Below are 19,312 nucleotides of genomic sequence, written 5' to 3'. Positions count from 1 at the left end.
CCTTTGCTTACGTGGGCCGTTCGGTGAACGTGACCTCGCTGCCGTGGGCGAGGCGGGCTCCGAGGTTGATCCGCATCATCTCCAGGGCGGCCTCGGCGAGATGCGGGTGGATGTGGGCGACCGCGTCGACCACCACCGTCACGTCGAGATGCCGGATGTGGGCGTCAAGCGCGGAGTACAGCACGCACTGCTCGGTCACCTGACCGCACAGCGTCACGTCCTGGACGCCCAGTTGCCACAGGAGATAGGCGAGCGGGGTCTCGTAGAAGATCGAATGGCGGGCCTTCACGACGAACAGCGAGTCGTCGTCCGGCCGGATCGGCTCGACCAGGTCCGCGTGCGGCCCGGCCATGGCGGCGTCGATCAGCTCTCCCTGGTGGGAGCGCCACTGGCCGAAGTTGTCGTTGACGTAGATCACCGGGACGCCGCTCGCGCGGGCCGCCGCCAGCAGCTCCGCGACCACCGGGACGACCTTGCGTGCCGAGGGCAGCAGCAGCTCCGCGTCCCGGTGGTCGTACGTGTTGATCATGTCGATCACGATCAGGGCGCTCTCGGCGCCGTGCTGCTCGGTCATGGCTTCAGGAGTGTCTTGACCATGCCGTCGTCCTTGGCCTGGAAGGTCGCGTAGGCCGCCGGGGCGTCCTGGAGCGGCAGGTGGTGCGTGGCGAAGGTGTCGACGCCCAGCGGGTCGTCGTCCGTGAGGTGCGGGCGGATGTCCTCGACCCAGCGCCATACGTTGGCCTGGCCCATGCGCACCTGGAGCTGCTTGTCGAACATGGTCAGCAAGGGCATCGGGCTGGCCGCCCCGCCGTAGACGCCGCTGATCGAGAGGGTGCCGCCGCGCCGGACCGCGTCGATCCCCGCGAGCAGCGCGCCCATGCGGTCGACACCGGCCTTCTCCATCAGGGGGCGGGCGAGCTTGTCGGGCAGCAGCCCGGTCGCCCACTGGGCGGCCTTCGCCACCGGCGCCCCGTGCGCTTCCAGGCCGACCGCGTCGATCACGGCATCCGTGCCGCGCCCCTGCGTGAGTTCGCGGACGGCGTCCCCCAGATCCTTCTCGTGCTGCCGCAGATCGAGGACGGTGACGCCGTTGCGCCGGGCGCGTTCGAGCCGGGTGTCCACGAGGTCGACACCGATCACCAGCTCCGCCCCGCGCAGCCGCGCGATGCGTGTGGCCATGTCGCCGATGGGGCCGAGGCCCAGCACGGTGACGCTGCCACCGGGCGGGATGTCGGCGTACTCCACGGCCTGCCAGGCGGTGGGCAGCACATCGGACAGGTAGACGAAACGGTCGTCCGGCGGGCCCTCCGGCACCTTGATGGGCAAGGTGTTGCCGAAGGGCACGCGCAGCAGCTCGGCCTGCCCGCCGGGAACCTGACCGTAGAGCTTGGTGTAGCCGAACAGGGAGCCGCCGCTGCCCATGGATGTGACCTGGGTCGTCTCGCACTGCGACTGCAGCCCCTGCCGGCACATCCAGCAGGTGTTGCAGGAGACGTTGAACGGAATCACCACGCGGTCGCCTACGGCCAATGCGGTGACGTCGGGGCCCTTCTCCGCCACGACACCCATGGCCTCGTGGCCCAGGATGTCGCCGACGTCGAGAAACGGCCCGAGGACCTCGTAGAGGTGGAGGTCCGAGCCGCAGATGCCGGTCGACGTCACCTGGACGATCACATCGTCCGGCTTCTCGATACGGGGATCGGGGACGTCGTCGACGCGTACGTCGCGTTTGCCTTGCCATGTGAGAGCACGCATGAGGACGTACCTTCCTTGCTGGCTTGCGTCTGGCCGGGTGTGGGCTCCTCCCAGGCTGCCCACACAGTGCGCCGGTCCGCCACATGGGCGAGGACGGCCCGTGACGTGTACCCGAGATCCCCTGCGTAAGACCGGAAGCTCCGAATCCGTCCCGGGGGCGTGCTTCAGTGCGCTCCCCCGGCGGTCTTGAGAACCGTGCCGCCACCCTGTGAAGTGACGTGGACCTGAGCCGAGAGGAATGGGACGGCCATGACCACGAAGCAGCACAGCTCGTCGCCCGAGACCCGCTGGGAGCGGGCTGTCGTCGTCGGCGGGGGGTATGCCGGACTCGTGACCGCGCGGGTCCTGGCCGACCACTTCGCCGAGGTGCTGGTTTTGGAGCGCGACCAGGTGCGGACGGACACCGGGGTCCACCCTCACGTTCCGCAGGGCTATCACGCGCACGCGCTGCTCGCCCGGGGCGGCGAGGCGCTGGAAGGGCTCTTTCCGGGGCTCCGGGCGGAGCTTGCCGAACTGGGCGCGCCCGTCTTCGACTATGGCGAGCGGATCAACTTCCTGCTGCCGACGGGCTACGCGCCGCGTACCAAGGTCGGCATCCCCGTCCAGACCTTCACGCGCGACGAGCTCGAACGGCGCCTGCGGCAGCGGGTGGCCGCCCTCCCCGCCGTGCGCGTGCTCCCGGCGACCCGCTGCGAGACGGTGACCGCGAGCGCCCCCGGCCGCCTCGACCGGGTCCGTTACCGCACCGAGGGCGCCGACGAGGCCACCGACGTCACCGCCGACCTGGTCGTCGACACCTCGGGCCGCGCCACCTCCGTCGACCGCTGGCTCATCGACGCGGGCCTGCCCGTCTCCGCCAAGACCGTCGTCAAAGCGAAGATCACCTACACCTCCGCGCTCATCGAACGCCCGCCGGACGACCAGCAGGACTTCGACGTCGCCTACCAGATGGCCTTCGCGCCCGACGTCACACGCGGCGGCGTGGTGCTCGCCGTGGAACACCACCGCTGGATGTGCTCACTGCTCGGCGTCGACGAGCACGTGCCGCCCACCGACGACGAGGGCTACCTCGACTTCGCCCACACCCTCGACAACCCCCGCCTCGCCGAACAGATCAAGCGCGGCACCCGACAGGGCCCGGTGCACCGCTACACCAACCCCGGCAACGAGTGGCGCCTGCACCACAAGAACGCCCGCTGGCCCGAACGCCTGATCGCCCTCGGCGACGCGCTCTGCGTGTTCAACCCGGTCTACGGCCAAGGACTCACGGTCGCCGCGCTCGAAGCGGAGCTGCTCGGGCGGCTCCTGGCCCGCCACCGGACCGGGCCGTCGGGACTCGACGGACTCAGCCGCGCCTACCAGCGCGCGGCGGCCCGCGTCATCCAAGTCCCCTGGACCATGGCCACCAGCTCGGACCTCATGTGGGCACCCGGCAGGCAGCCGCTGTCCGCGCGCTTCGCCCACTGGTACAACCAGCAGGTCTTCGCGCTCGCCGTGCACGAGCCGGACGTGTGGGCGCGCTTCGTGCGGGTCCTCAACATGACGGCCCCGCCCACGCTGCTGTTCCGGCCGACCGTGCTCACCAAGGTGGTGCGCCGCCTGCTCACCCGCCGTAGGAGCTGAGGCGGCTTCAGCGCACCCCGTGCGGCCGGAACTGGATGCTGATGCGCCCGCCGGTCGCCCGGGCCGACTTGGGGACGGCGTGCTCCCAGGTGCGCTGGCAGGAGCCGCCCATCACGATCAGGTCGCCGTGTCCGAGCGGGTGCCGGACGGTCGCGCCGCCGCGGCGCGGGCGGAGCAGCAGGTCCCGGGGCGCTCCCACGGAGAGGATGGCGACCATCGTGTTCTCGCGGGCGCCCCGGCCGATGCGGTCGCCGTGCCAGGCCACGCTGTCGCGTCCGTCGCGGTAGTGGCAGAGGCCGGCCGTCGTGAACGCCTCGCCGAGCTCGGCGGCGTAGTGCGCGGAGAGGGCCTGCCGGGCTTCGTCGAGTACGGGGTGGGGGAGGGGTTCCCCGGCGCCGTAGAAGGCGAGGAGGCGCGGTACGTCCACGACGCGCTCGTACATCTGCCGGCGTTCGGCCTTCCACGGGACGTCCGCGGCCAGCCGTTCGAACAGGACGTCGGCGCCGCTGAGCCAGCCCGGCAGCAGGTCGAGCCACGCCCCGTCGCCGAGGACCGTCCTGCGGATGCCGTCCAGGGAGCCCAGGCGCACGTCGTCGCCCTGGTCGAAGAGCGATCCCTGGAGCTGGTGCGTTGCCATGCGTCCACTGTACTCGGGAATCGAACGCTTGAGCTAATGGGTGCTCGGGCAACCCACCACGGAAAGCGTGCTGAGGCAACCCGCCGCGGAAAGCGCGGGAGCGCGCACCCCGCGAGGGTGCGCGCTCCCGATGAGTGCGGCCACGGTGCGGCCGCGGTACGGCCATGTCACCGCTTGCCCGTGAACATGCGGTAGGCGAACAGGACGATCACGGAGCCCACGATGGCGGCGATCCAGGTCGACAGGTGGAAGAAGCCGTTGATCGAGTGGACGCCGAAGATCACCTTGCCCAGCCAGCCACCCAGCAGGCCGCCCACGATGCCGATCAACATGGTCACCAGGCAGCCTCCCGGGTCCTTGCCGGGAGTGAGGGCCTTGGCGATGGCCCCGGCGATGAGACCGATCAGGATCCAGGCGATGATGCCCACGAGCACGTTCCTTTCCTTGTGCGCAGGTCGGCGCTGGAGTGCCAGCCCGACGTCACACATCGAATGTCCCTTCGAGAGCGGCTCACACAGGACCAAGGTCCCGTTTGGCGGAGGACGAAAGGCCGGACCGGATTCCGGCGGGCGAGTGGCGCACCCGGCGCATAGGGTGGCCGAGCGGCATACGGAGACAGCCATGACGTCAGCCAAGAAGCCACCCGTCGAGCCGGCCCAGCGCCTGCTCCTGACCGGTGTGGGCAGCTTCGACTGGGACCTGGTGAGCGGCGAGCTCAGCCTCGACGCCGGGTCCCTCGCGGTGCTCGACCTGCGGCCCGACGAGTTCAACGGCTTCGTGACCTCACTGCAGAAGCGCATTCCGCCCGAGGAGGCCGTGCGCATCAACTACGCGGTGACCCGGGCCGTCACCGCCGGCGAGAACACGTACGGCGTCTACTTTCGGGCCCGGCACCGCGACGGCTCCATCCACCTCAGCCACGCACGCGGCCGCATCCTGCGCGACGACGAAGGCCGGGCCGTGCGCGTCCTCGGAGTCCTGCGGACGGCCGAGGACGACGGGTCGGAGCTCGCCGCCATCGACCCCAGGGAGGAGCGGCGCCAGGGCATCGCCCTGATGGTGCAGGGCACCACGGAGGCGCTCTCGCGGGCCGTCACGGTCGACGACGTGGTCGCCGTGCTGTCCGGCGCCAGCGGCCTGGACCGGTTCGCCGCCGACGGCCTCGTCCTCGGCCTCGTCGAGGGCGACAACCTGAAGCTGATCGCCCTGGTGGGCCAGACGATGCAGGCCCTCGACGAGCTCAAGCTGTACAAGTTCGACCAGTCGCTGCCGCTGGCCGAGGCCGTCATGACCCGGCGGCCCCGCTTCGTGGGCTCGCTGCCCGATCTCGCCAGGCGCCTCACCCACCTGCGGCCGTACGTGGAGCACATGAAGCTGGACTCGGCGGCGTTCCTGCCGCTGGTCGCCCAGGACCGCGCCATCGGCGGCCTCGCACTCTTCTACCGCGGCAGGAAGGACTTCACCGACGCCGACCGCAACCTCTGCATCGGCCTCTCAGGAATCGTCGCCCAGTCGCTGCAGCGCGCCATGCTCTTCGACGAGGAACGCGACCTCGCCAAGAGCCTCCAGGCCACGATGCTGCCGCGCGGGATCCCCGCCGTCCCGGACTCCGAGGTCGCCGTCCGCTACCACGCCGCCTGGGGCGGCCGCGAGGTCGGCGGCGACTTCTACGACGTCGTCACCCTGCCCCGGGGCCGGATCGGCCTGGTCGTCGGAGACGTCCAGGGACACGACACCCACGCCGCGGCCATCATGGGACAGCTGCGCATCGCCCTGCGCGCCTTCGCCGGCGAGGGACACCCGCCCGGCACCGTGCTGTCCCGCGCCTCCCGCTTCCTGGCCGAGCTGGACACCGAGCGGTTCGCCACCTGCACCTACGCCCAGTTCGACCCCGCCACCGGCATCGCGCGCGCCGTACGGGCCGGACACCTGCCGCCCCTCGTGCGGCACGTGGACGGCAGGGTGGGCGTGCCGCGCGTCGCCGGCGGACTGCCGCTGGGACTGGCCACCGACTTCGGCATGGAGGACTACCCCGAGGTGCGGCTCGACCTGGTGCCGGGCGAGACCATGGTGCTCTGCACGGACGGACTCGTCGAGGACGCGGGACTCGACCTCGACACCGGCATCAGGAACCTCGCCGACGAGATGCGCGCGGGCCCCGAGGGGGCCGAGGAACTGGCGGACCACCTCTCGCACGCCCTGTGGGAGCGATGGGGCACCGGCGACGACGTGGCGCTCCTGGTCCTGCGCCGGCTCCCCGACCCCGGCACACCCCAGGAACCCCGCATCCACCGGTACGTCCACCAGGCCGACCCGGAAGGACTCACCGACGCGCGCGCCGCGCTGCGCGAACACCTCGCGGCGTGGGGGTTCGGCGCCGTCGCCGACGACGTCGAGGTGGCCGCCGGCGAACTCCTCGTCAACGCCCTGGTCCACACCGACGCGGGCGCCATCCTCACGCTGGAGGTCCTCTCCGGCCCGCCGCGCCGCGTCCGCCTCTCGGTGGGCGACCGTTCCAGCGACCGCCCCCGCAGGAGATCCCCGGGCGAGACCGCCACCTCCGGGCGCGGCCTGCTGCTGGTGGAGGCGGTCGCGGCACGCTGGGGCGTCGAGCCGCGAGGCGAGGGCAAGGCCGTCTGGTGCGACTTCACCGCGCCCGAGAGCTGAGAGCCCGCGGCATGACCCCGGCCGGCGGACCGACGAAGCCGGGTCCGCGGTCCCCGCCCGCCAACTCTCCTGCGTCTAGGCTTCGCCGTATGGAGCAGCGCGAGATCATTCAACGAGTCGTCGGCATCCTCACCGAGTCGCTCGAGATGCGCCGGCAGGTACGCGAGAACCCGGACGGAGAGATCGAGAACAGCGGCGCGGTCGGTGCGATGCTCGAGGAGATGCTGCCGCGCATCGAACTCCCCGCCGAAGCCACCCCCATCGAGGTCGCCGCGGTGGTGGGCCAGGAACTGGGGCCCGTCATCGAACAGATCACGTCCGCCTTCGCCTTCTCCTTCGCACAGCTCGCCGAGGTCCACGACGAGGGACGCATGGACGTGACCTCCGCGGACGTGCTGAGGTCCATCGCCCTGCACTTCGAGAGCGAGGAAGCGGAGGAGTAGGAGGCCCACGTCGGCACCCGGCCCTGTCGGCGCGCATCACGGGGTCGGTCCCGGGTACGCGGGGTGGTCTCCGCCCCCGGCGGCCACCTGGCGGCACCGCCGGTCCTGTGCGCAGCCTGGTGGCGGACCCTCTGAAGTCACTTCACAGAAGGAAATGCGATGCGCGCCCTCTCTCTGGTCTGCACCCTCAACGCGTCCCCGGCACCCTCCAGCAGCCAGCTGCTCTCGGACCAGGTGCTGCGCGAACTCGAAAAGCTCGACGTCACCACCGAGACCGTCCGCGTAGCCGATCACCAGGTGCTCCCCGGCGTCGCTATCGACATGGGCGGCGACGACGCCTGGCCGGCGCTGCGGGAGAAGGTCCTGCAGGCCGACATCCTCCTGATCGCCACACCCATCTGGCTTGGCCACCCCTCCAGCATCTGCCAGCGCGTCCTCGAACGGCTCAACGCCGAGTCCTCGGAGACCGACGAGCAGGGCCGCCCCTTCACCTACGGGAAGGTCGCCGTGGTCGCCGTCGTCGGCAACGAGGACGGGGCGCACAAGGTCAGCGCCGACACGTTCCAGGGGCTCAACGACATCGGCTTCTCCCTGGCCCCCAACGCCGTCACGTACTGGGTCGGTGAGGCGCAGCACGGCACCGACTACCAGGACCTCGAAGCCACCCCTGACGAGGTCGCCGAGACCACCCGCACACTCGCGGCCAACGCGGTCCACCTCGCCGGCCTGCTCAACGACCACCCCTACCCGGCGGTCTGACGAGCGCACGCACGCGCGTGCCTGTTCGGGCAACCGGATCTGCCCGGCGGGCTCCTGACACGCGGCGCGGGCTCTCCTAGCGTCGTGACGTGAGCCTTTGGACCTCCCTGGAACCCGCCTCCACGACCGTCGACCCCGGCGGCAGCGCCACGGTGCTGCTGCGGGTGCGCAACACCGGTGACATCGTCGACGCCTACCGCTTCGAACCGGTCGGTGACGCCGCCGCCTGGACCACGGTGGAGCCGCCGTTGCTGCGGCTCTACCCGGGGACGACCGGCACGGTGGAGCTGACGTTCGCCCCGCCGCGGACCCCGGACGCGACCGCGGGACCGATCCCGTACGCGGTGCGGATCACGCCGACGGAACAGCGGGGCGCCGTCACCGTCCCCGAGGGGAACCTCACCGTCACGCCCTTCACCGAGGTGCGCGCCGAGCTGGTGCCGCCGACGGTGAAGGGGTGGTTCCGGGGGCGGCCGCAGCTGGCGGTGGACAACCTCGGCAACACCAGGGTCACCGCGTCGCTCAGCGGCGGTGACAGCGGCGACCGGCTGACGTACGACCTGGACCCCGGCAACGTCCAGATCGAGCCGGGCCGGGCCGCGTTCGTGAAGGCGACGCTGCGGCCCCAGCAGATCATCTGGTTCGGCGCCAAGCAGGAGCAGCCCTACTCGCTGGCCGTGCGGCGCTCCGGCGCCGAGCCGGTGGACGTGGCGGGCACCTTCGTGCAGCGCGGGGTCCTGCCGGGCTGGCTGGCCGCCGCCCTCGGCCTGCTCCTCGCGGTGACGATCGCGTTCGTGACGATCTGGCTGACGTACCGGCCGCAGATGCAGACCGCGGCGCGGGAGAAGCCGCAGGAGGCAGGCAAGGTAGAGCCGGCCGGCCCGCCCCCGCCGGCCAGCAGCGCGCCGTCCCCGCCCGCCGAGAAGCCGGAGGAGCCCGCGGAGAAGCCCGACAAGGAACCACCGGCGGAACCGGAGGGCGGCGGCGGAGACGGCGGCGGCGGTGGCGGAGAGGAAGAGCCGGAGGAGGAGACGGCGGCCACCGCGGTGCGCGACCTCGCCGGCAGCAGCGAGGGCCGCCACATCTGCTACCGCGTCTTCGTCCAGGGCGAAGGCTGGCAGACCCCGGTGTGCGACGGAGCCGAGGCCGGCACGGCGGGCACGGCCATCAAGGCCCTCGACATCGCCGTCTCCGACACCCAGGGCGTCACCGGCGCCGGTGCCTATGTGGGTGAGGGCTGGCGGAACGGCGACCAGTGGGAGAACGCGGACGACGAGGAGGACATGGTCCTCGGCAGCACCGAGGAGGCGGACCCCGCCCTGCAGGGATTCACCCTCAAGGTCTTCGACGGCGCCGTCTGCCACGACACGTACATCAAGGACCGGCAGTGGACGGGCGAGACGTGCACCGACCCCGGCGACTGGAAGTACGGCGGCAGTCCGATGGAGGAGAACCTCCAGCTCGAATCGGTCCGCTTCACCGTATGAGAGCGGGGCGGCCCTCAGATGTAGCCCTCGCGCAGCGCGTACGCCACCACGTGTGCCCGGTTGCGCAGGTGCAGGCGGGTGGTGAGGCCGTACATCACGTTCTTGACGGTCCGTTCGGAGTACGACAGCTTCAAGGCGATCTGCGCGGTGTCGAGTCCCTCGGCCACCAGGCGCACCACGTCCATCTCGCGCTTGGTGAAGCCCGAGAAGAAGCCCGGCTCGTCGGCGCCGCCCCGGTGCAGGCGCCGCACCTGGCCGATCAGCTGGCCCAGCAGATCGGCGGGCAGGTCGCCGCCTCCCCGGGCGGCGGTGAGCACCGCCTGCACCAGGCGCTGGGCGGTCGCCTCGCGGCGCCAGACGACGGCTTTGACACCGCACTCGATGACGTCGATGAGCTCGTGCTCACGGACGGCACCCGTGACGAGCACGGCACGCGCGCCCTCACCGCGCACGGTGCGTCTCAGCCGGGCGAGCGCCGCGTCGTCGAGGGTGTCCTCGACGAGCAGGGCGACGGTGGCGGGCCCGGAGCTCTCGCACAGTTCGACCTCCGGTTGCCGGCGCAGCTGGCTGCGGACTCCCTCGCGGCTGATCGGGTCGGGTGCGGTGACGGCGACCCGCACCCGGTTCGTCTTCGGAGCGGTGACGGGTATGTCGGTGGCCGGCATGTCGGCGACTGGCGTGGACAAGGGATCTTCCTCACGTGGGCGGAGGGCGCCGCCGGTGGACGGAGGACCGGCGGCGCCCGAGGGGGTGGATCAGGAGCAGGACTTGTAGAAGTGCTTCCAGCCGCCGCTGGGCATGGCCGGCGGCTCGGCCGGAGTGCCCCAGTCGCCGTACTTCTGCTCGTGGTCCTGGTTGTACTTGCCCGGGCCACTGGCCGCCTTCGACAGGCGCACGTTCCGCTCGAGGACGCCGTCACCGGCGTAGTTCAGGATCGCGAGGTCCGGGTAGGCGTCGTCGCCGTAGTTGGCGACGCGGAGCTGGCGGGCCTCGCCGGCCTCACCGATGTCCAGGTGCCGGGCGCGCGCCGAGGCCAGGTTCGCGCGCTTGAGCGGGCCCGGGCGGTAGTCGGCGACGCGGGCCGTCGCCGGGTCGTCCCCGCCGGACGGCTCGACGATGTTGACGACCATGTCCAGCTTGCCGTCGTTCTGGAAGTCGGCGACCGCGGCGGTGGCGACCTCGCCGGGCTTGGCGCCGAGCAGCTTGCCGACGGAGTGCTTCACACCGAACGTGCCGTCGGCGGCCCCCCACTGCACCGTCATCTTGGTGCCGGTGTGCCCCGGATTCGTGATCTTGTCCGGACGGCCGTCGCCGTCGAGGTCGCCGACCAGCGTCGTGGCACCGGCCAGACACGGGGCCGCCGCCGACACCTCGGCCGCGCCGGCCTGGTGACCGGCGAGCGTCAGGGTCAGGGCGACGGCCGCGACCGGCACGGCGATCAGACGTGAGTGCTTGCGAACCATGTACGTACTCCCAATGTCGTTGCTGCGGATCAGTGCTCGGCAACCGGGCCGTGGATGCGCGGCCGGTGAGCACGGATCCACCCTGCGGCGGGAGCCGTCCCGACCGCCACGGTTGCCGGGAAGTTGGGGACGCTGGAATGCAGAAACGTGCTGTGACCTGGGGGAACGCAGGTTGCCTGGAACGCGAGGGTGGGACGCTCCGGTGCGCGCATGCGTGAAGATTGCGAATCGGGGGACTTGGCGCACAGGGCTGGTTCAGCGGCGTTCCCCCGGGGGGCCGCTCCGGCCCAGGTTTCCCTGGTTCGGCCAAGAGCCGGGGAAGCCGCCCCCCTCACCGGGCCCGGCCCGGTCAGGACAGCGGCTCCACCCACACGTCGCGGAACCGGACCTTGTTGCCGTGGTCCTGCAGCCGGATGGCGCCTGCCGCCGCCGACTCCGGGTCGCCCCCGCCGGTCGGGCCGTCGACGGCCACGTCGTCGTGGACCTTCCGGCCGTTCCAGACCACCGTGACCCGCGCGTCCGACGTCTTCTTGCCGTCCGCGTCGAAGCGGGCGGCACGGAACGTGACGTCGTACGTCTGCCAGGTCTCCGGCGGTTTCGAGGCGTTGAGGTCGGCGGCCTTCTTCCGGTAGATCGCCCCTGCCTCGTTGTCCGCGAGCTTCGGGACGCCGTACGAGTCCAGGATTTGCACCTCGTACCGGTCTTGGAGGTAGACACCGCTGTTGCCGCGGTCCTGCCCTGTGACGTCGTCCGGGAGCTTCGGCACCCGGAACTCGACGTGCAGCCTGAAGTCCTCGAAGTGCTGTTTCGTGCGCAGGTCGCCGCAGCAGACCTCCATGGACTTCTCGGCGGTGTGCGGCCATTCGGCGCTGCGGCCGTCGGTGTGCTGCCAGGCCGACGCGACGCTGCCGCCGGAGAAGAGGTCGATCCGCGCCCCGGGGCGCCGGATCTCGACCGCGTCGAGGTTGACGTGCCCGGTGTCCCCGGCCCCCACCCCGTAGGTGATGGTGTTGCGGCCCTTGCGCAGTTCGAGGCGTTCCGTCCTGGTGGACCAGCGGTCCCATGTGCCGGTCGACGGCAGGCTGGTCCGCTCGGCGGGGGCGCCGTTGACGCTGACGCCGACCGTCTTGGTGCCGGGGGAGGGGTGCGGGCCGTTGGCGTACCGCAGGCCGACGTCGTACGTGCCCTTCTTCGCCACCTCGACGTCGAAGGTCGCCTTCGCGCCCTGCTCACCGAAGCCGTCGACGAAGCCCGCGCCCGTGAAGCCGGCGTGCTCGGTGTCGATGCCCGCGCCGCCGGACAGCCGCGCCGATTCGGCGTCGTACGTGGTGACGGGCTCGTCCGGGCCCGGCTTGGCGTTGAGGGTGTACCAGGCCTCGGTGGACCAGAGCTGCTCACCCGAGGACGCGGAGAACGGGCGCGGCGAGCGGACGTGGACGACGCGGTCGCTCCTGAGCCCCGGGATGGTGAGCCGCACCTTGCGCCGGTCGTCGGAGAGCTTCGCCGAGGTGACGGGCAGTACTTCCTCGTCGATCTTCGGGCCGCCGTAGGCGGGCGTCGGCGCGTAGCGCCACTGCTCGACGGCGTACGCGCCCTTGGTCAGCTTGGCCGCGGTCTCCTCGGACAGGGGCTTGGTGTAGGTGAGTTCGAAGCCGTCGCGGGTCGCGCGCATCGTCTTGATGTCGAAGGCGGTCGTGCCGTTCGGCGTCAGCTTCTGCAGGCCGAAGCGGAGCTTGCCCTCCTGGCCCCAGTTGCCGTCGGCGCCGAGTCCGCCGGTGTAGATCGCGCCGTCGGGGCCCTCACTGATCCGGGTGATGCCGGACTCCAGCCCCTGCGTGTGCCGGAACACCGCGCCCTGGTACTCGCCCTTCACCTTCTCCAGGTCCGCCCGCTGCAGTCCGCCGTACGTGACGTCACCGAAGACCATCTGCCCGGCGAACGGCCCCTTCTTCAGCCGCATGGGCGTGCTGGGCGAGTTGGCGATCTCGTTCTGCGGGAGCCACAGCACCGGCTTGGTGACGGGCCGGTCGTCGTAGGGCCCGTCGGGGTTCATGTAGTGGTTGAAGAACCGGCCCTGCTTGATGTGCACCAGCTTGGACGCGGGGAGCCAGCCGCCCTGGTTGTCCGTGACGAACAGGTCGCCTTCCGGGCCGCGCCCGATCCCGTTCGGGGTGCGCAGGCCTCCGGCGAGGTAAGTGACCTTGCCCGTCTTCCTGTTGACCTTGATGGTCGTGCCGCGGTTCGGGGCGGGCTGCGGGTCGGTGGTCGCGCCGCCGTAGTTGATGGCGACGGAGAGGTTCAGATAGAAGTCGCCCTTGTCGTAGAGCAGACCGAAGGCGAACTCGTGGAAGTTCTTGCCGTACGGCCACTCGGCGATCTTCCGCTTGTCGTCGGTGACGTCGTCGCCGTTCGTGTCGTTCAACTCGGTCAGCTGGTGCTTCTCCGACACATACAGCTTCCCGTCCACGTACTTGATGCCCATCGGCTCCCTGAGCCCGTCGGCGATCTTCTTGTACGTCACCTTCTCGGGCCCGGTGTCGCCGGTGACGTGGTCGAGCAGGTACACCTCGCCCTTCGTCTCGTTGCTCCCGCCCCACGTGGAGATCGCGAGCCGGCCGTCGGGCAGCCAGTCCATCGCGGACACCTGCGGCTCGAAGCCCTTCGGGCGCAGGTCGGTCAGCTCGTAGCCGGGGTTGACCCCGGTGAGCGGCAGACCGTCGCCGGGCGTGTCGTACGTCCCCTCGCACTCCTTGCGGCCGGGCGCCGTGACCCGGACGACGTCGGCGTCCGTGCTGAGCACCGAGTTCGGCACGACGGTGAACTCGCTCGCCCCCGGCGGCTTCCACTGGAGGGTGACCTGCTGCTCGCCGCCCGCGTCGAAGTGGTCGACGCGCAGCGACTGGTATCCGGCGTTGAGCGTGATCCGGCCGTCCTTGGGCTCGGCGCCGTGCAGCCCGTCGTGGTCGATGACCTGCTGGCCGCCGAGGAAGAGCCGGGAGCCGTCGTCGCTGATCAGCCGGAAGTCGTACGCGCCCGCCTCGGGCACGTTCAGATTGCCGATGATCTGCGACACGAAGTTGTTGCTGAACCCGAAGCCGTCCGTGGAGGTCCAGTCGGCGGTCGGAATCAGCTTGTCGACATTGGGGGTCTGTGCGGGCTTGAGGTCGCACAGCTTCTTCAACGGGGTCTGGACGTCGAACACCCGCAGGGTGACGCCGGGTTCCTGCGGCGGCAGATCCGCGAAGGGCTGCGGGTCGTCGTCCGCGGCCGCGGCGGGCGTCAGCAGGCCGCCGCCGAGAAGGGCGGTGAGCAGCAGGCCGGTGGATCTTCGGGCTCTGCGGCGGGTGCGGCCGGATATCGGTCCGGGGCGTGGCTTCACTCTTCCTCCTGCGTGGTTCCGGTGGATTCCGGCATGGGTTACGCAGATTTCTGTGGCAAAGCGACGCTCAGCGTAGGGACGGTGTCCGAGGACGTCCACACTTTGTCCAGAGAAAGGAAAAACTGCTCACGCCTTGGCATGCCCGCGCTCGACGGGCCGGCAGTGGGGCGGGCGCCGGCCCGCCCCGGACCACCGGCACTTCTCGGCCAACGGGCGGTGACCCCTACGCGGGGTCCAGGCGGGCGACGCTGCCGCCGATGTCGAGCACGTACAGCTCACCCTTGCCGCCCTGCACGAACGAGACGACCTCGCCGCCGTTGACGCCGAGGTCGCTGACGCCGGTGACCTTGCCGTGCTCCATGCGCAGCGCGCGCAGGGTGCCGTCGCAGTAGTCGCTGAACACGTACTGACCCCTGAGGGCCGGGATCGCGCGGCCCCGGTACACGTATCCGCCGGTCACCGAGCAGCCGAGGCCGCCGCGGCCGTATTCGTACACCGGCGGGACGTGGTTCGCGGGCTCGGTGGCGCCGCGGAAGGGGTGGGTGCCCTCCATCCGCGCCCAGCCGTAGTTCTCGCCGCCGTCGCTGCTCGCCGGGGCCCAGTCGATCTCCTCCCAGTCGCTCTGGCCGACGTCGCCGATCAGCAGGTCGCCCGTGCCCGCGTCGAAGGAGAACCGCCATGGATTGCGCAGCCCGTACGCCCAGATCTCGTCCTTGGCGTTCGGGTCGCCGACGAACGGGTTGTCCGCCGGGATCGCGTACGGCTTGCCGCCGCGCGGGTCGATCCGCAGCAGCTTGCCCAGCAGGGTGTCGAGGTTCTGTCCGTTGCCGTGCGGATCACCGCCCGAGCCGCCGTCGCCCAGGGCGATGTAGAGGTAGCCGTCCGGGCCGAACTTGATGTCGCCGCCGTTGTGGTTCGCGTAGGGCTGCGTCTGGGTGAGGACGGTGCGCCGGGTCTCGGGCCGGATCCTGCCGTGCCGCACGGCGAACTCGTCGACAGTGCTGGTGCCTTCGAGGTCCGTGTACGAGATGTAGAAGTGCGCGAACTTGTTGTCGAACGCGATGCCCAGCAGGCCGCGTTCGCCGTCGGTGGTGGTCTCGTCGGAGATGTCGAGGACGGGCTTGCCGAGTCCCTGGGGGCCCAGGACCCTTACGGTGCCCGCGCGTTCGGCTATCCAGACCGTGCCCCCGGGTCCTGCGGCACCGGCGGACGGGTTCTTGGCCATGGCCACCTTCTTGAGCGCGACCTTGGCTGCTGCTTTCTGACGCGGCGTTGCGGACTCGTCCGCGGACGCCGTGGTGAAGGCGAGGGAGACGACGAGGCAGAGGCTGCCGATGACTGCCGAGCTTCTGGTGCGAACGTTCACCGTGATCCTCCTGGAGGCGGCGAATGGGGGGGAGGTCACCATGGTGTGCTGGCCGGCCACGGATGAGAATACTGGGACGGGCCCCATTGGCGTAGACCAAGGCGCCCTGCATTTTCATCCGCCTCTCCCTCCCCCTCACGCCCGTTCGCGCGACAGCGGGTCAGGCGGGCACAAGAGGCTCGCTTCCCGCGCCGACCCGGCGCAGCCGGAAGCGGGCGACGGCGAGGGCGGCGTCGATGCTTCCGGTTCCGGTCGACACGCACAGCGAATAGGCGACGTCGTCCATCCGCCGCCGCGCCTCCGCACTGCCCGTCCGGGTGTGCAGGGTGCGCAGCTCCTCGTACTGCTCGAGCAGGTTCTTCAGGACGAGATGGGCCATGAGCATGGGTCGTTCTCCCTCATATCCGCTGCTTGCAGGGGGTGCGCGGCCTCTTGTGTCCCGGGCCTGGACCGGCATTCCTCCGCAGGTCGGATATTTCGCTTCACGGCTGTCCGGGGTCGCCCGCCTGTCGTCCGCGCCTGGACGCGGCATAGGCGGCTTCCCGCAGTGCGCCGAACCGGGCCGTGGGGCGCAGCTGTGCCAGCCGGTTCACGTACGGGTCGTACGAAGCGGTGTCCGCGGGCGGGGCACTGTGGACGGGCCCGGTGGTGATCGTGCCCAGAACGCGCCACGCCTGTCCCGACAGCGCCGCGCACAGGTGGAAGGTCAACGGAGCCGTCCGGAGTGCCGTGCGCAGTGACGCGACGCCGCCGGGCACGAGCGGCGAGGTCACGTCGGGATGGGCGGCGAGCAGCGCCGCGCGGGTGCCGACGCGGTAGGAGAGCAGCGTGGAGTACGGCCCCGCCAGCGCGTTGAGCCGCGGCACCGGCACATGCCTGGTGCGGCGGCCCGAGCCGCTGGTGGTCAGGAGCAGATCCAGCGGTCGGCCGGGGCCTCCCGCGTCGTACACCCGCAGTGCGAGCCCGAGCGCGTCCGGCACGTTCCCCGGCAGGCCGACGGCCCGCGACCACCGCATCCTGAGCCGGTACTCGCCGGGTTCGTCGAGCCACGGCTCACCCCAGGGGAGATCGCCCGGCCGGACGGTGAGCACGCCGTCGCAGCTGACGCCGGAGGGGTGCAGGGCGGGCGCGTGGCGGCGACGGGCGATGCCCCGTGCCGCGCGGGCGGCCAGACGGACGCCCAGGGGTTCCCGCGCATCGGAGCCGGTCGCCTCGTGGTGCACGGCGCTCACTCGCCGTTCTTCTGCACCAGGCAGTCGTATCCCAGCTGCATGACGTCGGCGACGGCCAGGGTGGAGAGGCCGCCCGTCACGGTCCGCGTGGCACGCGGCCACAGCAGGTGGGCGCCGGTGACGGTGGTCGTCAGCCAGACGCTCAGGCAGAAGGGGCAGGTGACGAGTTCACCCACGGTCGACCTGAGGTCTCCGCCGCGCGGGCTCTCCTTCACCTCGGCGGGACCGGTGCCCTCCTCGTACTTCGTGAACGGTGCGCGGAGGGGGCTGGTGACCGATCCCTTGCTGAGCAGTCGGCTGAGCCGGAAGGTGGCCGTCGCCGCGAGCAGGAGGTCCCAGGGCTCGGGGCGTTCGGGGAGCTTGGTCTTCCGCAGGTGTACGGCCGCGCCCCAGGCCGCCGTGTACGCGCCGAAGGCGACCACGGCGCCGAGGTGGCCGCCGAGCCGGTGTTCCTCCCCGCCGGAGTAGGCGCTCCGCGCGCGCCGGAAGGCTCCCCTGATCCGCTGCACGCCAGTGCCTTCCTTACGAGAGTCCTGAAACACCGTGTCCTCCACTCAAGCGCGTCGGCGGCCTTCGCGCCTCAGGGACGGGGCCGCCCAGGCGACAGGTAACCCGTCGCCGCCGACGGAAACGGAGACCGGCGGTCTCGTTCGCGTGGTCCGACGTCCGGACGGCCGAACCCCGTGCGGCCGGCGCGGCGCCCCGGCCGCATGTGTGTGATCGTGGACGGGGCGGGGTACTTGGGCTCAACCATCCAGCCCGCACGCGCGCCCGCACGCGGGCTCGCGCACGCGGTCATCTCGTCAAGGAGCCGATGGTCATGACGGACGTATCCAGCATGGGTTCACCCGCGGACGACGCCCGGCCGGTGCTCACCGACCGGCAGGGTCATCCCATCTACGACAACCAGAACCAGCGCACGGTCGGCGCGCGGGGCCCGGCCACGCTGGAGAACTACCACTTCCTGGAGAAGATCAGCCACTTCGACCGCGAGCGCATCCCGGAGCGCGTCGTCCACGCCCGGGGCGTCACCGCCTTCGGATACTTCGAGGCGTACGGGAAGTGGGGCGACGAACCGATCAGCCGGTACACCCGCGCCAAGCTCTTCCAGGAGCAGGGCAAGCGCACCGACGTGGCCCTGCGCTTCTCCACCGTCATCGGCGGCCGCGACTCCTCCGAGGCCGCCCGTGACCCGCGCGGCTTCGCCGTGAAGTTCTACACGGAGGACGGCAACTGGGACCTCGTGGGCAACAACCTCGGCGTCTTCTTCATCCGGGACGCCGTGAAGTTCCCGGACGTCATCCACGCGCTGAAGCCCGACCCCGTGTCGCACGAGCAGAAGCCCTCCCGCATCTTCGACTTCATGTCGCAGACCCCGGAGAGCATGCACATGCTGGTCAACCTCTTCAGCCCCAGGGGCATCCCCGCGGACTACCGGCACATGCAGGGCTTCGGCGTGAACACCTACAAGTGGGTCAACGCCGATGGCGAGACCGTCCTCGTCAAGTACCACTGGATGCCCAAGCAGGGCGTGCGCAGCATGACCGAGGAGGACGCGGCGAACGTACAGGCCGGCGAGCTCGGCCACGCCACCAAGGACCTGTACGAGGCGATCCGCCGGGGCGACCACCCTGAGTGGGAACTGCTCGTGCAGATCATGGAGGACGGCGAGCACCCGGAGCTGGACTTCGACCCGCTGGACGACACCAAGACCTGGCCCGAGCAGGACTTCCCGCCGAAGGCCGTCGGCCGCATGGTGCTCGACCGCACGGTCGACAACTACTTCGCCGAGAACGAGCAGATCGCCTTCGGCACCGGTGTCCTGGTCGACGGCCTCGACTTCTCCGACGACAAGATGCTCGTCGGGCGGACCTTCTCCTACAGCGACACGCAGCGCTACCGCGTGGGCCCGAACTACCTGCAACTGCCGGTGAACCAGGCCAAGAACGCGGAAGTGCGCACCAACCAGCGCGACGGCGCGATGGCGTACGACAACCGGGCGGCGAACGAGAACCCCGAGGTCAACTACGAACCGTCGATCACGGGCGGGCTGCGTGAGGGCCAGTACCCGACGCACGACGAGCAGGGCCCGGAGATCCGGGGCCGGCTCACCCGCAAGCGGATCCCGCTCACCAACGACTACCAGCAGGCGGGCCAGCGCTACCTGCTGATGGAGGACTGGGAACGGGACGATCTCGTACGCAACTTCGTGGACCTGATCTCCCAGTGCGACCGGAAGGTCCAGGAGCGCATGGTCTGGCACTTCCTGCTGGTCGAGAACGACCTCGGGCTGCGCGTCGGCGAAGGACTGGGCATCGGGCCCGACGACGTGACCCACCTGGAACCGCTGGCGGGCCAGACGCTGACGGACGAGGACCGCTCGCGCCTGGAGCGGCTGGGCAAGAACCCGCCGCGCGACGTCTCCGGCCTGACCATGACCCACTGCGTACCGAACGAACGGCATGTGGTCACGCGCTGACGAGAAGGCGCCGTGAGCAGTC

At 70.8% G+C, this 19,312-nt stretch carries 17 protein-coding genes; 6 read left to right on the top strand and 11 right to left on the bottom strand.

The features are described from left to right. Positions 1-7: 7 nt before the first annotated feature. Together ACH4D5_RS28920 and ACH4D5_RS28915 are read right to left on the bottom strand one after the other, a co-directional pair. The gene (locus tag ACH4D5_RS28920) at positions 8-574 is read right to left on the bottom strand and encodes an isochorismatase family cysteine hydrolase (protein ID WP_398308019.1); all 567 of its coding nucleotides are present in this window, start codon (positions 572-574) and stop codon (positions 8-10) included. After that, positions 571-1,755 carry an alcohol dehydrogenase catalytic domain-containing protein gene (locus tag ACH4D5_RS28915; RefSeq protein ID WP_398308017.1) on the bottom strand — a complete coding sequence of 395 codons (1,185 nt, stop codon included), beginning with the start codon at positions 1,753-1,755 and terminating at the stop codon, positions 571-573. Before ACH4D5_RS28915 ends, ACH4D5_RS28920 begins: the two co-directional genes overlap by 4 nt. 249 nt (positions 1,756-2,004) lie before the next feature. Between ACH4D5_RS28915 and ACH4D5_RS28910 the strand changes: the two genes are divergently transcribed. After that, positions 2,005-3,378, top strand: a complete 1,374-nt coding sequence (locus ACH4D5_RS28910; protein WP_398308015.1) for an NAD(P)/FAD-dependent oxidoreductase — start codon at positions 2,005-2,007, stop codon at positions 3,376-3,378. 7 nt (positions 3,379-3,385) lie between these two features. Here the strand turns inward: ACH4D5_RS28910 and ACH4D5_RS28905 are convergent, their stop codons facing one another. Both ACH4D5_RS28905 and ACH4D5_RS28900 read right to left on the bottom strand, forming a co-directional pair. Further along, a complete protein-coding gene (locus ACH4D5_RS28905; protein WP_398308014.1) occupies positions 3,386-4,015 on the bottom strand; it encodes an alpha-ketoglutarate-dependent dioxygenase AlkB in 630 nt (209 codons plus the stop codon). Positions 4,016-4,182: 167 nt separating this feature from the next. Next, complete coding sequence (locus ACH4D5_RS28900) at positions 4,183-4,443, bottom strand: GlsB/YeaQ/YmgE family stress response membrane protein (protein WP_398308453.1); 261 nt, start codon at positions 4,441-4,443, stop codon at positions 4,183-4,185. A 193-nt stretch (positions 4,444-4,636) separates the two neighbouring features. Here ACH4D5_RS28900 and ACH4D5_RS28895 point away from each other — a divergent pair, with 193 nt between their 5' ends. From ACH4D5_RS28895 to ACH4D5_RS28880, 4 genes are all read left to right on the top strand, one after another. Next, positions 4,637-6,682, top strand: a complete 2,046-nt coding sequence (locus ACH4D5_RS28895) for a SpoIIE family protein phosphatase (protein ID WP_398308012.1) — start codon at positions 4,637-4,639, stop codon at positions 6,680-6,682. 89 nt (positions 6,683-6,771) lie between these two features. Then, positions 6,772-7,125, top strand: a complete 354-nt coding sequence (locus ACH4D5_RS28890; RefSeq protein WP_398308010.1) for a hypothetical protein — start codon at positions 6,772-6,774, stop codon at positions 7,123-7,125. Positions 7,126-7,284: 159 nt separating this feature from the next. Beyond that, complete coding sequence (locus ACH4D5_RS28885) at positions 7,285-7,884, top strand: flavodoxin family protein (protein WP_398308008.1); 600 nt, start codon at positions 7,285-7,287, stop codon at positions 7,882-7,884. Positions 7,885-7,973: 89 nt separating this feature from the next. Beyond that, a complete protein-coding gene (locus ACH4D5_RS28880; RefSeq protein WP_398308006.1) occupies positions 7,974-9,371 on the top strand; it encodes a hydrolase in 1,398 nt (465 codons plus the stop codon). Between the two features lie 14 nt (positions 9,372-9,385). Here the strand turns inward: ACH4D5_RS28880 and ACH4D5_RS28875 are convergent, their stop codons facing one another. The 7 genes from ACH4D5_RS28875 to ACH4D5_RS28845 all read right to left on the bottom strand — a co-directional run bounded on the left by ACH4D5_RS28875 (position 9,386) and on the right by ACH4D5_RS28845 (position 17,320). Continuing rightward, positions 9,386-10,057 (bottom strand): response regulator transcription factor, encoded by a 672-nt coding sequence (locus ACH4D5_RS28875; RefSeq protein WP_398308004.1) that lies wholly within the window; start codon positions 10,055-10,057, stop codon positions 9,386-9,388. Positions 10,058-10,126: 69 nt separating this feature from the next. After that, positions 10,127-10,834: an FG-GAP repeat domain-containing protein gene (locus ACH4D5_RS28870; protein ID WP_398308002.1), complete on the bottom strand. Its 708-nt coding sequence runs from the start codon at positions 10,832-10,834 to the stop codon at positions 10,127-10,129. Between the two features lie 349 nt (positions 10,835-11,183). Beyond that, on the bottom strand, positions 11,184-14,213 hold the full coding sequence (locus tag ACH4D5_RS28865) for a family 16 glycoside hydrolase (RefSeq protein ID WP_398308000.1): 3,030 nt from the start codon (positions 14,211-14,213) through the stop codon (positions 11,184-11,186). Positions 14,214-14,436: 223 nt separating this feature from the next. Then, positions 14,437-15,579: a PQQ-dependent sugar dehydrogenase gene (locus ACH4D5_RS28860; RefSeq protein ID WP_398307998.1), complete on the bottom strand. Its 1,143-nt coding sequence runs from the start codon at positions 15,577-15,579 to the stop codon at positions 14,437-14,439. Positions 15,580-15,739: 160 nt separating this feature from the next. Next, on the bottom strand, positions 15,740-15,964 hold the full coding sequence (locus ACH4D5_RS28855) for a DUF5133 domain-containing protein (RefSeq protein WP_398307996.1): 225 nt from the start codon (positions 15,962-15,964) through the stop codon (positions 15,740-15,742). Between the two features lie 97 nt (positions 15,965-16,061). Then, positions 16,062-16,811: a phosphodiesterase gene (locus tag ACH4D5_RS28850; RefSeq protein WP_398307994.1), complete on the bottom strand. Its 750-nt coding sequence runs from the start codon at positions 16,809-16,811 to the stop codon at positions 16,062-16,064. Continuing rightward, the gene (locus tag ACH4D5_RS28845) at positions 16,808-17,320 is read right to left on the bottom strand and encodes a DUF1360 domain-containing protein (protein ID WP_398307993.1); all 513 of its coding nucleotides are present in this window, start codon (positions 17,318-17,320) and stop codon (positions 16,808-16,810) included. Before ACH4D5_RS28845 ends, ACH4D5_RS28850 begins: the two co-directional genes overlap by 4 nt. A gap of 311 nt (positions 17,321-17,631) precedes the next feature. Here ACH4D5_RS28845 and ACH4D5_RS28840 point away from each other — a divergent pair, with 311 nt between their 5' ends. Beyond that, complete coding sequence (locus tag ACH4D5_RS28840) at positions 17,632-19,290, top strand: catalase (RefSeq protein WP_398307991.1); 1,659 nt, start codon at positions 17,632-17,634, stop codon at positions 19,288-19,290. Positions 19,291-19,312: the final 22 nt, after the last annotated feature.

The organism is Streptomyces sp. NPDC018029, from assembly GCF_044327655.1.
Lineage (GTDB): Bacteria > Actinomycetota > Actinomycetes > Streptomycetales > Streptomycetaceae > Streptomyces.
This window is presented reverse-complemented; position numbering and strand designations above follow the sequence as displayed.